12 protein-coding genes are annotated in these 14,171 nt (G+C 65.2%); 4 read left to right on the top strand and 8 right to left on the bottom strand.

Features of this window, described 5'->3' with window-relative positions:
- Window positions 1–2 precede the first annotated feature (2 nt).
- From leuD to ABT392_RS07165, 3 genes are read right to left on the bottom strand one after another with little or no spacing between them, the layout of a single operon-like run.
- Window positions 3–653 carry a 3-isopropylmalate dehydratase small subunit gene (leuD, locus tag ABT392_RS07175; protein ID WP_334276908.1) on the bottom strand — a complete coding sequence of 217 codons (651 nt, stop codon included), beginning with the start codon at window positions 651–653 and terminating at the stop codon, window positions 3–5.
- A 10-nt stretch (window positions 654–663) separates the two neighbouring features.
- Entirely contained in the window at window positions 664–2,076 is a 1,413-nt protein-coding gene (gene leuC / locus ABT392_RS07170; protein ID WP_334276909.1) for a 3-isopropylmalate dehydratase large subunit, read from the bottom strand.
- Complete coding sequence (locus ABT392_RS07165; RefSeq protein WP_334276910.1) at window positions 2,073–2,978, bottom strand: LysR family transcriptional regulator; 906 nt, start codon at window positions 2,976–2,978, stop codon at window positions 2,073–2,075. Before ABT392_RS07165 ends, leuC begins: the two co-directional genes overlap by 4 nt.
- 164 nt (window positions 2,979–3,142) lie before the next feature.
- On the opposite strand from ABT392_RS07165, the gene ABT392_RS07160 reads away from it, so the two are divergent.
- Genes ABT392_RS07160 through ABT392_RS07145 form a run of 4 tightly spaced genes read left to right on the top strand, consistent with a single transcriptional unit; the run spans window position 3,143 to window position 6,622 of the window.
- On the top strand, window positions 3,143–4,282 hold the full coding sequence (locus tag ABT392_RS07160) for an MlaE family ABC transporter permease (RefSeq protein WP_395386187.1): 1,140 nt from the start codon (window positions 3,143–3,145) through the stop codon (window positions 4,280–4,282).
- Complete coding sequence (locus ABT392_RS07155; RefSeq protein ID WP_395386188.1) at window positions 4,282–5,043, top strand: ABC transporter ATP-binding protein; 762 nt, start codon at window positions 4,282–4,284, stop codon at window positions 5,041–5,043. The genes ABT392_RS07160 and ABT392_RS07155 overlap by 1 nt, the downstream gene beginning before the upstream one ends.
- A complete protein-coding gene (locus ABT392_RS07150) occupies window positions 5,040–6,044 on the top strand; it encodes an MlaD family protein (RefSeq protein WP_334276913.1) in 1,005 nt (334 codons plus the stop codon). The genes ABT392_RS07155 and ABT392_RS07150 overlap by 4 nt, the downstream gene beginning before the upstream one ends.
- Window positions 6,041–6,622 carry a PqiC family protein gene (locus ABT392_RS07145; RefSeq protein ID WP_395386189.1) on the top strand — a complete coding sequence of 194 codons (582 nt, stop codon included), beginning with the start codon at window positions 6,041–6,043 and terminating at the stop codon, window positions 6,620–6,622. The genes ABT392_RS07150 and ABT392_RS07145 overlap by 4 nt, the downstream gene beginning before the upstream one ends.
- Window positions 6,623–6,652: 30 nt before the next feature.
- Here ABT392_RS07145 and ABT392_RS07140 read toward each other — a convergent pair whose 3' ends face one another.
- From ABT392_RS07140 to scpA, 5 genes are all read right to left on the bottom strand, one after another.
- Entirely contained in the window at window positions 6,653–7,114 is a 462-nt protein-coding gene (locus ABT392_RS07140; protein WP_395386190.1) for a VOC family protein, read from the bottom strand.
- The gene (locus ABT392_RS07135) at window positions 7,114–9,201 is read right to left on the bottom strand and encodes an acetyl-CoA carboxylase biotin carboxylase subunit (RefSeq protein WP_395386191.1); all 2,088 of its coding nucleotides are present in this window, start codon (window positions 9,199–9,201) and stop codon (window positions 7,114–7,116) included. The genes ABT392_RS07140 and ABT392_RS07135 overlap by 1 nt, the downstream gene beginning before the upstream one ends.
- Before the next feature lie 127 nt (window positions 9,202–9,328).
- Window positions 9,329–10,861 (bottom strand): acyl-CoA carboxylase subunit beta, encoded by a 1,533-nt coding sequence (locus ABT392_RS07130; RefSeq protein ID WP_334276917.1) that lies wholly within the window; start codon window positions 10,859–10,861, stop codon window positions 9,329–9,331.
- Window positions 10,862–10,938: 77 nt separating this feature from the next.
- Window positions 10,939–11,937: a methylmalonyl Co-A mutase-associated GTPase MeaB gene (gene meaB / locus ABT392_RS07125; RefSeq protein WP_395386192.1), complete on the bottom strand. Its 999-nt coding sequence runs from the start codon at window positions 11,935–11,937 to the stop codon at window positions 10,939–10,941.
- The gene (gene scpA / locus ABT392_RS07120) at window positions 11,937–14,114 is read right to left on the bottom strand and encodes a methylmalonyl-CoA mutase (RefSeq protein WP_334276919.1); all 2,178 of its coding nucleotides are present in this window, start codon (window positions 14,112–14,114) and stop codon (window positions 11,937–11,939) included. Before scpA ends, meaB begins: the two co-directional genes overlap by 1 nt.
- Between the last annotated feature and the right edge of the window lie 57 nt (window positions 14,115–14,171).

Genomic DNA, 14,171 nt, shown 5'->3' with positions numbered 1-14,171 from the left:
GTTCATCCAATGATTCGGTTGTTGAGCCAGGGCTTGCTGGCCATGCGCTCGGCCTCGAAGGCCTTGATCTTGTCGGCGTGGCGCAGCGTCAGGCCGATGTCGTCGAAGCCGTTCAGCAGGCAGAACTTGCGGAACGGTTGCACATCAAACGGCAGCTCGGTGCCATCGGGCTTGATGACGACCTGGCGCGGCAGGTCCACCGTCAACTGGTAGCCCGGGAATGCGGCCACTTCATCAAACAATTGTGCGACTTGCGTCTCTGACAGCTGGATCGGCAGCAGGCCACTCTTGAAGCAGTTGTTGAAGAAGATGTCGGCAAAGCTCGGCGCGATCAGGGCGCGGAAGCCGTATTGATCCAGCGCCCAGGGCGCGTGCTCGCGGCTGGAGCCGCAGCCGAAGTTGCGGCGCGCGAGCAGGACGGAGGCGCCCTGGTAGCGCGGCTGGTTCAGGACGAAGTCCGGATTGGGCTTGCGCGTGGCCGGATCCTGCCCCGGTTCGCCGTGGTCCAGATAGCGCCATTCATCGAACAGATTGGGGCCGAAGCCGCTGCGCTTGATCGACTTCAGGAACTGCTTGGGCATGATCGCGTCGGTATCGACGTTCTCACGGTCCATCGGCGCGACGAGGCCCTTGTGGAGGGTGAACTTTTCCATGATGGTGTGCTCAGGAGATCCGGCGAACGTCGACGAAATGGCCTTGCATGGCGGCGGCCGCGGCCATGGCCGGGCTCACCAGATGCGTGCGGCCACCGGCACCTTGCCGTCCTTCGAAATTGCGGTTGCTGGTCGAGGCGCAGCGCTCGCCCGGCTCCAGCCGGTCGGCATTCATCGCCAGGCACATCGAGCAGCCCGGCTCACGCCACTCAAAGCCGGCGGCCTTGAAGACCTGGTCCAGGCCTTCGGCTTCGGCTTGCGCCTTCACGAGCCCCGAGCCCGGCACCACCAGCGCCAGCTTCACATTGCCGGCGATCTTGCCGCCGACACGCCGGACCACCGCAGCGGCTTCGCGCATGTCTTCGATGCGGCTGTTCGTGCAGGAGCCGATGAAGACCTTGTCGATGCGGATGTCGGCCAGCGCCTTGTTGGGCTCCAGTGCCATGTACTGCAGGGCGCGCTCGATGGCACCGCGCTTGACGCTGTCCTTTTCCTTGTCCGGATCGGGCACGCGGTCCTCGATGGAGAGCACCATCTCGGGCGAGGTGCCCCAGGTCACCTGCGGGCGGATCTGCGAGGCATCGAGCTCGACCACCGCATCGAAATGCGCACCGGCATCGCTGTGCAGCGTGCGCCAGTACGCCACGGCCTGGTCCCATTCCACGCCAGAGGGCGAGAACGGCCGGCCCTTGCAATAGGCGATGGTCGTGTCATCCACACCGATCAGGCCGGCGCGGGCACCCGCCTCGATCGCCATATTGCAGACCGTCATGCGGCCTTCCATGGACAGCGAGCGAATCGCCGAGCCGGCGAACTCGATGGTGTAGCCGGTGCCGCCGGCGGTGCCGATCTTGCCGATGATGGCCAGCACGACGTCCTTGGCACCAACGCCACGCGGCAAGGCGCCTTCAACGCGCACGAGCATGTTCCTGGCCTTCTTGGCCAAGAGCGTCTGCGTGGCCAGCACATGCTCCACCTCGGACGTGCCGATGCCATGGGCCAAAGCGCCAAATGCGCCATGCGTCGAGGTGTGGCTGTCGCCGCAGACCACGGTCATGCCGGGCAGCGTGGCGCCCTGCTCCGGGCCGATCACGTGGACGATGCCCTGGCGCTTGTCGTTCATCTTGAACTGCGTCAGCCCATGGCGGTCGCAGTTCTTGTCCAGCGTGTCGACCTGCAGGCGCGAGATCGGGTCGGCAATACCTTCGCTTCGGTCGGTCGTCGGCACGTTGTGGTCGCTGACGGCCAGATTGGCCGACAGGCGCCAGACCTTGCGACCCGCGAGGTCCAGGCCTTCAAAAGCTTGCGGGCTGGTCACTTCATGGACCAGGTGGCGGTCGATGTAGAGCACGGCCGTGCCATCGTCTTCGGTATGGACGACATGCTCATCCCAGAGCTTGTCGTACAAGGTTCTTGCACTCATGGCTTCTTCTCTTCCTTGGCAACTGGGCACAGCGCATCAACAAAGCGCTGCACCACGGTGGGCAGCCGCTCGACGCGGGCCACACCGAGAACATAGTCGCGCTGTGCCCAGGGTTCTTCCAGGCGCAACAGCTTGACGGCAAAGACCTGCGAGAAACGCTGCGCCGGGCCCTGCGGCAGTACGGCAACGCCAAGGCCCGCTTCGACCAGCTGCGCGATGGCATCGAAGCCGCGCACGGCCAGGCGCGCATTGAGCGTGCGGCCGCGGGCCAGCGCCTGCTCGCGCATCAGCTCCTGGGCTGAGGCGCCGGCATGCAGGCCGACCAGGTCGTAATCCAGCAAATCGTCGAACGACACTGATTGACGCCCGGCCAGCGCATGACCATCCGGCACCAGCACGGCCAGGCGGCCCTGGCTGTAGTTGCGGGTATCGAGCCGGTTGTCGACGATGGGTGGCGTGAACACGCCCACGTCGGCCCGGCCTTCGGCCACAGCAGCCTGAGTCTCGGCGCTGGTCATGTCTTCCAGGCTGATGCGGATCTGCGGATGGGCCTGCAGAAAGCTGGCCATGTCGGCAGGCAGGCATTCGGCAATCGCACCGGCATTGGCGGCGATGCGCAGATGACCCTTGATGCCTCGCGCAAACTCCACCACCTCGCTCTCCAACGCATGCAGCGAGGCATTGAGCGTGCGGATATGGCGGACCAGCGCGCGGCAGGCTTCGGTGGGCTCGACACCGCGCGCTCGGCGCTCGAACAACTGCACGCCCAGGCGCGACTCCAGGTCGGAGATGCGCTTGCTGGCCGCCGCCAGCGCCAGGTGCTCGCGCTCGGCTCCGCGGGTGATCGAGCGGGTCTGCTCGATGGCCAGCACGAGATTGAGGGTGGTGAGGTCCAGGCGCATGGGGGTGTACTCGACTGGGTTGATTGTCCCTTCGCGAACAAGCCGGAAATACGGCAGATCAAAACGAAGGGTTCGTGGATGGCGAAGTTTAAACCGGCTTGCTGCCCTGTTACCCTGAGCCCATCTCGGTCTTTATGCAGCTGAGGCTGCCGGGAGCAAGCCCGTTGAGTGAACACGCCGCGAAAGCAGCATCTGACTCCTTGCCTGCCGAGGCCCGCTGGGAACTCGACCCGCAAGGGCGGCCGCTGCTGGTGCTTCGCGGCGACTGGCGTGGCCGAGGCGAGCTGCCTGCGCCACCGTCGCCCCCGCCCGCTGACCAGCCTTGGGGAGTGGACGGCCTGGCACTGGGCCATTTCGACAGCCAATTGCCTGCGGCGCTGTTCGACCTGGCGATGCAGAGCGGCCGCCCGCTCGACCTGAGCCAACTGCCGTCAGGGCTGCGCGGCATGCTGCAACTGGCTTTCGACAATCCCGGCAGCCGCACGCCGGAGCCACAACGCCGCCGCCGGCCACGCTGGCTGACCCAGGTCGGCTTGGACTGGCTGGGCCGCTACCACCGCACGCACACCACGCTCACTTTCATCGGCGAGGTCTTGCAGGCGACCTACAAGACCATGCGAGGCAGCACCGCGATGCGCGGCGAGGACCTGGCCACGCAACTGCATGCCACCGGGCCGGCCAGCCTGCCCATCGTGGCGCTGGTGAGTTTTCTGGTCGGGCTGATCATTGCCTACATGGGCGCAGCGCAGCTGCAGCGCCTGGGCGCCCAGTCCTTCATGGCCGACCTGGTAACGATCGGCGTGGTGCGAGAAATTGCCGCGCTGATGACCGGCATCATCCTGGCCGGCCGCGTGGGTGCGGCGTTCGCTGCGCAACTCGGCAGCATGGAAGCTAACGAGGAGATTGACGCCTTGCGGGCAATGGGCCTCAATCCGGTCGAGCACCTGGTGCTGCCGCGAGTGCTGGCCATGGTGCTGATGGCGCCGCTACTCACCACTTTTGCAGCGCTCGTCGGCATGCTGGCGGGCTGCCTGGTCGCCGTGGGCATCTTCCATGTCGAGCTGCTGGACTATCTCTACCGCAGCTCCAAGGCGCTGACGTTGGCGCACGCGGGCATCGGGCTGCTCAAGGGAACCGTCTACGCCTTGCTCGTCGCGTTGGCTGGCTGCCGGCAAGGGATGAATGCCGGCCGCAGCGCGCAGGCAGTGGGGGATGCCACGACCAAGGCGGTGGTGCAGGCCATCATCTGGATCGTCATCGCCGCCTCGGCCCTGACCATCGCCTTCCAGCGATTGGGGGTGTGATGAGCAAGGCAGCGCCAGCCCCACTCCTGCGTGTCGAAAACCTGTCACTCAGCGTGGCCGGCCGACTGCTGCAAAAGGACCTGAATTTCGATGTGCGCCGCAGCGAGATCCTCGCGCTGATGGGCGGCAGCGGCTGCGGCAAGAGCACCTTGATGCGCCATCTCGTGGGCCTGCAGCAGCCGGCCTGTGGCCGCGTCATCTACGGCGACGTGGACCTGGCCGAGGCCGATGAAACGGAGCTCACCCGGCTGCGCAGCCAGTTCGGCGTGATGTTTCAGGCGGGCGCCTTGTGGAGCTCGATGACGGTAGGCGAGAACGTGATGCTGCCGCTGACCGAGTTTGCCGATCTGGACGAAGCAGGCGTCGAGCAGGTGGCGCGCTTCAAGCTGGCCCTGGTGGGTCTGGACGGCGCTTTCGATGAAATGCCCAGTTCCTTGAGCGGCGGCATGAAGAAGCGCGCCGCGATTGCCCGCGCGATGGCACTGGACCCGCCCTTGCTGTTTCTGGATGAACCCTCTGCCGGGCTGGACCCGCTCACTTCCGCCAGGCTGGATGAATTGATACTGAAGCTGCGCGATCATCTGGGCACCAGCATCGTGCTGGTCACGCATGAGCTCAGCAGTATCTTCGCGGTGGCCGACCGCGCCCTGTTTCTCGACGCCAAGGAAAAGACCATGACCGCGCTGGATGCGCCGCAACGATTGCTTGAATCCGGGCCACTGGCCGTGCGCGAGTTCCTGCGTCGCGGAGAGCCCGCATGAGAAAACGCCATGGCCACCCTGCCCTGCTCGGGCTCTTCGTCGTCACGGCGCTGATCCTGCTCTTCGTCGCCGTGTTCGTGATCGCCGGCGGCAAGCTGCTCGGCGGCAAGGAGAAGGTGGTGATGTATTTCAACGGCTCGATCTACGGCCTGCAGGTCGGCGCGCCGGTGGTGTTCCGTGGCGTGCACCTGGGCAGTGTCAGCGCCATCGGCGTGTCGTACGACGGCGCCAACAACACGGTGTCGATTCCGGTCGAGGCCGAGCTGGAGCGCGACATGCTCGGCAACCTGACGGGCGAGCACCGGCGCGGCAGCAATGCGCCGTCGCTGAACGCCTTGGTCGGGCGTGGCCTGCGGGCACAACTGGGCCTGCAAAGCCTGCTGACCGGCCAGCTCTATGTGGACCTGGATTTCCGGCCCGGCAAGGGCCCGGCCGTCGATGCACCCGAGCACAAGTACATCGAGATCCCGACGGTCAGCACGCCGCTGCAGGACCTGCGCAGCCAGGTCGACGGCCTGGACATCAAGCGCCTCGTGGTCGATCTCTCCGCCCTGGTCAGCACCGGCCGGCGCCTGATCGAAGGGCCGGAGCTGAGCCATGCGCTGAAGGACATCGAGCAGGTCAGCGCCAATCTGCGCCGGCTGACCGAACAGCTGGACAAGCGCGTGGGTCCGCTGTCGGACACCACGCTGGCGGCCATGGAAAGCACCCGGCAGGCCATGGAACGGATGAACAAGGCAGCCGTGACGGTGGACGGCGCGGCCGATACCGTCAAGAAGACCTTCAATGCAGAGGGACCGCTGGTGAAGGACCTTCGCCGGGTCGCCGATGAGCTGGCCAAGGCTGCAGCCTCGGTATCGAGCGCCACACAGGACGAAGCGCCCTTGAACCAGAACTTGCAGCGGGCACTGAAAGACATCGCGCAAGCAGCGCGCGCCTTGCGCGAGCTGGCTGACACCTTGGACAAGCAGCCGGAATCGGTGTTGAAGGGACGCAAATGATCTCAGCCAAGTCGACCCTCGCTGTGCTGTGCGCACTGGCCTTGAGCGCCTGCGGCAGCTCGCCACCGGTGCAGCTCTACCAGCTGCGAGCCGACCCACCAGGCCCGCTGGCAGCGGTGCCACAGGCAGCGTCGCCGACCTGGGCCCTGGGCCCGGTCCTGCTGCCGGAGTACCTGGACCGCGATGCCATCGTCCGCTCCAGCGGCCAGGCCACACTGAACACCAACCCCGGCGAACGCTGGGCCGAGTCTTTGCGAGATGCCGTGCCGCGCCTCCTGCAGCAAGACCTGGCACGGCTGCGCGGCAACGATGCTGTGTGGCGCCTGCCGCTGCCACCCGGCATGACGGCGGAGCGGCATTTGCGTGTCGAGATTCAAAGGCTGGATGCCGACAGCGCTGGCCGCGTCGTCGTCTTGCAGGCGCGCTGGACGCTGATCGACCCAAGTGGCGCCAGCAAGCCGGTGGTGGCCGAGCGCCGCATCGACGTGGCGGCCTCCGGCGCCGACACCGATGCGCTGGTCAGTGCGCATCGCACGGCGCTGTGGCAGCTGGCGCAGGCCATCGCGGCCGGCCGATAGAAGCATGGCGGCGCGCAGCGCCGAGCGACTTCAACCCAAGGCGGCGATCACCTCGGCCGGTGCCTGCACCAGCTCGATCAGCACGCCCTCGCCGCCAATCGGGAACTCGTCGCTGCTCTTCGGATGGATGAAGCAGATATCAAAGCCCGCCGCGCCCTTGCGGATGCCGCCCGGCGCGAAGCGCACGCCGTTGGCGCTCATCCACTCGACCGCCTTGGGCAGGTCGTCCACCCACAGGCCCACGTGATTGAGCGGCGTGGTGTGCACGGCTGGCTTCTTCTCGGGGTCCAGCGGCTGCATCAGGTCGACCTCGACCTTGTGCGCTCCGCTGCCGATCGCGCAGATGTCTTCGTCGACGTTCTCGCGCTCGGACACAAAGTTGCCGGTGACGGTGAGGCCCAGCACATCGACCCAGAGCTTGCTCAAGCGCATCTTGTCGGGCCCGCCGATGGCGATCTGCTGGATGCCGAGGATCTTGTAGGGCTTGGTCATTACTCGAACCTCACGATCGGCTGATCGACTGCCAGGCTCTCACCCGTCTTCGCCAACACTTCGGCCACCTTCACATCGCGCTCGGCGACAAGGATGTTCTCCATCTTCATCGCTTCGATGACTGCGAGGCGTTCGCCGGCCTGCACCACTTGACCTGGCTTAGCGGCGATGTGGACCAGCAGGCCCGGCATCGGCGAGAGCAGGAACTTGCTGGTGTCGGGCGGCGCCTTGTAGGGCATCAGCTGCTGCAACTCGGCCGCGCGAGGCGACAGCACCGTCACCTCGATGGCGCGGCCGTTGTGCTGTATGCGGTAGGCCAGCGGATTCTTGGGCGTGCCGCGCTCGGCCTGCGCCGTGAAAGGCCGGCCGTTGACCGTGCCGCTGAGGCGTACATCGTTGAGCCGTGAGGTGCAGACGATGCGGTAGCTCCAGGTCTCGGTGCCGTCGCGGACATCGACCAGGGCCTCGCCCTGGCTGCCGCTGAACTCGTAGACATGCAAGGCATGGCGCTCGAAGTCACCATGGCCCTCATTGACGACCGCCACGTAGTCGTGCTCCACCTTGACTTCATGGCCGGCCATCTGGCCGCTGATGCCGGCGGCGCGCTCACGTGCCTTGCGGCGGATGAAGCCGGCCAGCGCCACGAGGAACAGCGGGTCGTCATGCGGCACATCCTCGGCGAGGAAGCCGCCGCCGTAGTGCTGGGCGATGAAGCCGGTGTTGAAGTTGCCGGTGGCGAAGTCAGGGTGGGCCAGCAGGGCCGACTGGAAGGGGATGTTGCTGGAGATGCCGCGGATCACGAAGCCGTTGAGCGCCTCGCGCATCCTGGCAATCGCGTCCTTGCGGTCGCGGCCATGGACGATCAGCTTGGCGATCATCGAGTCGTAGAACATCGGGATCTCGCCGCCTTCGTAGACGCCGGTATCGACCCGCACGCCACCGAACTGGCCGCCCTCGTAGGCCGCGCCAACGAGTGTGTTCGTGCCCTGCTCCAGGTTGGCCGCCGGCGGCTGGTACTTCACCAGTCGCCCGGTCGAGGGCAGGAAGTTGCGGAAGGGATCCTCGGCATTGATGCGGCACTCGATGGCCCAGCCCTCGCGCTTGATCTCTTCCTGCTTGAAGGGCAACGGCAAGCCGGCAGCCACGCGGATCATCTGCTCCACCAGGTCGACGCCGGTGATGCACTCCGTCACCGGGTGCTCCACCTGCAGACGGGTGTTCATCTCGAGGAAGTAGAAGCTCTGGTCCTTGCCGACCACGAACTCCACCGTGCCTGCGCTCTGGTACTTCACGGCCTTGGCCAAAGCCACGGCCTGCTCTCCCATGGCCCTGCGTGTTTCGTCGCTGATGAAGGGGCTCGGCGCCTCCTCGATCACCTTCTGATGGCGACGCTGGATCGAGCATTCACGCTCATGCAGGTAGACCACGTTGCCAAGCGAGTCGCCCAGCACCTGGATCTCGATGTGGCGCGGCTCCTCGACGAACTTCTCCATGAAGACTCGGTCGTCGCCAAAGCTGTTGCGCGCCTCGTTGCGGCAGGACGTGAAGCCTTCGAAGCACTCCTTGTCGTTGAAAGCCACGCGCAGGCCCTTGCCTCCGCCGCCGGCGCTGGCCTTGATCATCACCGGATAGCCGATGCCTTGGGCAATGTTCACCGCCTCTTCGGGCGAGAGGATGGGCTCGTTGTGGCCCGGGATGGTGTTGACCCGAGCTTCGTTCGCGAGCTTCTTGGAGGCGATCTTGTCGCCCATGGCCGCGATGGAATAGTGCTTGGGGCCGATGAAGGCGATGCCGGCCTCTTCGACGCGGCGCGCGAAGTCCTCGTTCTCTGACAGGAAGCCGTAGCCGGGGTGGATGGCCTGCGCGCCGGTCTGCTTGGCAGCGGCGATGATCTTGTCGGCAACGAGGTAGGACTCGCGCGAGGGAGCCGGGCCGAGCAGCACGGCTTCGTCAGCCAGCTCGACATGGCGGGCGTCCCTGTCGGCTTCTGAGTAAACGGCAACGGTCTTGATGCCCAGCTTCTGGGCCGTCTTGATGACGCGGCAGGCAATCTCGCCACGGTTTGCAATCAGTATCTTGGTAAACATCACTTCACCTTTTCTTTTCGAGACAGGGCGGTCGTCCGATCAAGGGACATGCGCGGATCCGGCTCCGCCGGTCCGCTGCATGAGCCCCCGTGGGGGGCAGCGACGAGAGGAGCGTGGGGGCCAACATTTACAGAGGGATGTTGCCGTGCTTGCGCCACGGGTTCTCGAGCTTCTTGTCCTTGAGCATCGCGAGTGAACGGCAAATGCGCTTGCGTGTTTCGTGCGGCTGGATCACATCGTCAATGAAGCCACGCGCGCCGGCCACGAAGGGGTTGGCAAAGCGGGCCTTGTATTCAGCCTCGCGGGCCGCCAGCTTTTCGGGGTCGTTCTTGTCTTCGCGGAAGATGATTTCCACCGCGCCCTTGGCGCCCATCACCGCGATCTCGGCATTGGGCCAGGCGAAGTTGACGTCGCCGCGCAGGTGCTTGGAGGCCATCACGTCATAGGCGCCGCCATAGGCCTTGCGCGTGATCACGGTGACCTTGGGGACCGTGCATTCGGCGTAGGCATAGAGCAGCTTGGCGCCATGCTTGATGATGCCGCCGTACTCCTGCGATGTGCCGGGCATGAAGCCAGGCACATCGACGAAGGTGATCACCGGGATGTTGAAAGCGTCGCAGAAGCGGACGAAGCGTGCGGCCTTGATCGAGCTCTTGATGTCCAGGCAACCGGCCAGCACCAGCGGCTGGTTGGCCACGATGCCCACGGTCTGCCCTTCCATGCGGGCCAGGCCGATGATGATGTTCTTGGCGTAGTCGGGCTGCAGCTCGAAGAAGTCGCCATCGTCCACGGTCTTGAGGATCAGCTCCTTCATGTCGTAGGGCTTGTTGGCGTTGTCGGGCACCAGGGTGTCCAGCGACATGTCGAGCCTGTTGCCGGGGTCGCCGCTCGGGCGCGTGGGCGCCTTCTCGCGGTTGTTCAGGGGCAGGTAGTTGAAGAAGCGGCGCAGCATCAGGATCGCTTCGACATCGTTCTCGAACGAGAGGTCGGCCACGCCGCTCTTGCTGTTGTGCGTGGCGGCGCCGCCCAGCTCTTCAGCGGTGACTTCCTCGTGTGTCACCGTCTTCACCACCTCGGGGCCGGTGACGAACATGTAGGAGGAATCCTTCACCATGAAGATGAAGTCGGTCATCGCAGGCGAGTACACGGCGCCGCCGGCGCAAGGCCCCATGATCATGCTGATCTGCGGGATCACGCCCGAGGCCAGCACGTTCTTCTGGAATACGTCGGCATAACCGCCCAGCGAAGCCACACCTTCCTGGATGCGTGCACCGCCCGAATCATTAAGGCCGATGACCGGCGCGCCGACCTTCATCGCCTGGTCCATCACCTTGCAGATCTTCTCGGCATGAGACTCCGAGAGCGCACCGCCAAAGACCGTGAAATCCTGGCTGAAGCTGAACGCCAGGCGGCCGTTGATCATGCCGTAGCCGGTGACCACGCCGTCGCCCGGGATCTTGTTGTCCTGCATGCCGAAATCCACACAGCGGTGCTCGACGAACATGTCCCATTCCTCGAACGTGCCTTCGTCGAACAGCAGCTCCAGCCGCTCACGTGCGGTCAGCTTGCCCTTGGCGTGCTGGGCTGCGATGCGCTTGGCGCCGCCACCTTGGCGGGCTTGCTCGCGCTTCTCTTCGAGCATCTGCTGGATGTCATGCATGGTCAGTTCTTTCGCAGGGCCGCCCCAAGAAAGGACTGCACCCCCTCGGGGGGGCAGCCCATTCATGGGCGTGGGGGTTAGGAGGGTTTGTCTCCGGAAAACTTCGTCAGCAGCTCACGGGCTGCCGTAGAGGGTGCGAGCTGGCCTTGCAGCACGCGTTCGGTGATGGTGGACAAGGCCGCGCGAACAGGCGGCGCATCGGAAAATTGCTGCTTGAGCCCGGCCTGGATACGCTCCCACATCCAGGCGAGTGACTGCTGCTGGCGCTTGGAGGCGAAGCTGCCATTGCCGGCCTGCAGCTGCTGAAAGCGGCTCACCGCCGCCCAGAATTGATCGAGACCATCGCCCTTCAAGGCTGAGAGTTGCATCACGAGCGGATGCCAGACAGCCTCGTCATGCGCATGGCCGTGCATGCCGTGCAGTCGCAGCGAAGAAGAGATATGGGCTTGCGCGCGGGTGGCCGCCGCATGGTCCAGGTCGGACTTGTTGATGACCACCAGGTCGGCCAGCTCCATCACGCCTTTCTTGATCGCCTGCAGATCGTCGCCGGCATTGGGCAGCTGCATCAGCACATACATGTCGGTCATGCCGGCCACGGCGGTTTCGCTCTGGCCCACGCCGACGGTCTCGACGATCACGATGTCGTAGCCCGCTGCCTCGCAGACCAGCATGGCTTCGCGCGTCTTCTCGGCCACGCCGCCCAGCGTCCCGCTACTGGGGCTGGGGCGGATGTAGGCGCGCTCATCCATCGAGAGCCGCTCCATGCGCGTCTTGTCGCCGAGGATGGAGCCGCCTGAGATGCTGCTGGACGGGTCCACGGCCAGCACGGCCACTCGGTGGCCACGTGCAATCAGGAACAGGCCCAGCGCTTCGATGAAGGTGCTCTTGCCCACGCCCGGCACGCCGGAGATGCCCAGGCGCAGCGACTTTCCGCTGTACGGCAGCAGCGCAGTCAGCAGGGCATCGGCCTGGGCACGATGATCGGCCCGGGTCGACTCCAGCAGGGTGATGGTCTTGGCGATGGCGCGGCGCTGCTCGGCGCCGGGCTCACCAGTGACCGCCGCAGCGAGATTCATCAGGCAGCGACCTTGGCCACCGACTGGCGGATCTGTTCCAGCACGTCCTTGGCACTGGCCGGTATCGGCGTGCCCGGGCCGTAGATGCCCTTGACGCCTGCCTCGTAAAGCATGTCGTAGTCCTGTGCCGGGATCACGCCGCCGACGAAAACGATGATGTCGTCCGCGCCCTGAGCCTTCAGCGCCGCGATGATGGCTGGCACCAGCGTCTTGTGCCCGGCGGCCAGCGTGGACACGCCCACGGCATGCACGTCGTTCTCAATCGCCTGGCGGGCGCATTCCTCGGGCGTCTGGAACAGGGGGCCCATGTCGACGTCAAAGCCCAGGTCGGCATAGGCGGTAGCCACGACCTTGGCGCCGCGGTCATGGCCGTCCTGGCCGAGCTTGGCGATCATCACGCGCGGGCGGCGGCCCTGCGCCTCGGCGAAGTCCTTGATCTCGTCTTGCAGCTTGGCCCAACCCTCGGCCGAGTCGTAGGCCGCGGCGTAGACGCCGCTGACCTTCTGCGTGTCGGCGCGGTGGCGGCCGAACACTTCTTCCAGCGCATCGCTGATCTCGCCGACCGTGGCGCGCAGTCGCACGGCCTTGATCGAGAGGTCGAGCAGGTTGCCCTCGCCGCTGCGCGCAGCCTGCGTCAAGGCAGCGAGCGCCGCCTGCACGGCTGCACCATCACGCGTGGCCTTGATGGTGTTCAGGCGGGCAATCTGGCTGTCACGCACCTTGACGTTGTCCACGTCGAGGATCTCGATCGGGTCTTCCTTGGCCAGCTTGTACTTGTTGACACCGACGATCACGTCCTTGCCCGAGTCGATGCGCGCCTGCTTCTCGGCCGCGCTGGCCTCGATCTTCAGCTTGGCCCAGCCGCTGTCCACCGCCTTGGTCATGCCACCCATGGCCTCGACCTCTTCGATGATGGACCAGGCCTTGTCTGCCATGTCCTGCGTCAGCGTCTCCATCAGGTAGCTGCCGGCCCAGGGGTCGACCACGTTCGTGATGTGCGTCTCTTCCTGGATGATCAGCTGCGTGTTGCGAGCGATACGCGACGAGAACTCGGTGGGCAGCGCGATGGCTTCGTCCAGCGAATTGGTGTGCAGCGATTGCGTGCCGCCGAACACCGCGGCCATGGCTTCGATGGTGGTGCGCACCACGTTGTTGTACGGGTCCTGCTCGGTGAGGCTCCAGCCCGAGGTCTGCGAATGCGTGCGCAGCATCAGGCTCTTCGGGTTCTTCGCGTCGAAACCCTTCATGATCCGGCACCAGAGCAGGCGCGCCGCCCGCATCTTGGCGATCTCCAGATAGAAGTTCATGCCGACGGCCCAGAAGAAGCTCAGACGGCCGGCAAAGTCGTCCACGTCAAGGCCGGAGGCGATCGCCGTCTTCACGTATTCCTTGCCGTCCGCCAGCGTGAAGGCCAGTTCCAGCGCCTGGTTCGCACCCGCCTCCTGCATGTGATAACCCGAGATCGAGATCGAGTTGAACTTGGGCATGTTCCTGGCCGTGTAGCCAATGATGTCGCCGATGATCCGCATGCTCGGCTCGGGCGGGTAGATGTAGGTGTTGCGGACCATGAACTCCTTGAGGATGTCGTTCTGGATGGTGCCGCTGAGCTTGTCTTGCGAAATGCCCTGCTCCTCCGCCGCCACCACATAGCCGGCCAGCACCGGCAGCACGGCGCCGTTCATCGTCATCGAGACCGACACCTTGTCTAGCGGAATGCCGTCGAACAGGATCTTCATGTCCTCGACCGAGTCGATGGCCACGCCGGCCTTGCCCACGTCGCCAGTCACGCGCGGATGGTCGGAGTCGTAGCCGCGGTGGGTGGCCAGGTCAAAGGCGACCGACACGCCCTGCCCGCCCGCAGCCAAGGCCTTGCGATAGAAGGCATTGGATTCTTCGGCGGTCGAGAAGCCGGCGTATTGACGGATGGTCCAGGGCCGCACGGCATACATCGTGGCCTGCGGGCCGCGCAGATAGGGCTCGAAGCCGGGTAGCGTGTCGGCATGCGGCAGGTTTGCCGTGTCGGCCGCCGTGTAGAGCGGCTTGACTGTCAGGCCTTCGGGAGTCACCCAGTTCAAGGCGGAGACATCGCCACCAGGGGCCGACTTTGCGGCCGCCTTGTGCCATTGCTCCAGCGTGGCGGAAGCAAATTCAGATGGGTTGGGCTTGGACTCAGACATGGGGCAACTCCGTTGAAGTGGGCATCATACCGCCTCCGTTATTCATAATTATGAATT

It is taken from the genome of Paucibacter sp. JuS9 (genome assembly GCF_044043925.2).
In the GTDB taxonomy this organism is placed as follows: domain Bacteria; phylum Pseudomonadota; class Gammaproteobacteria; order Burkholderiales; family Burkholderiaceae_C; genus JAUASW01.
This window is presented reverse-complemented; position numbering and strand designations above follow the sequence as displayed.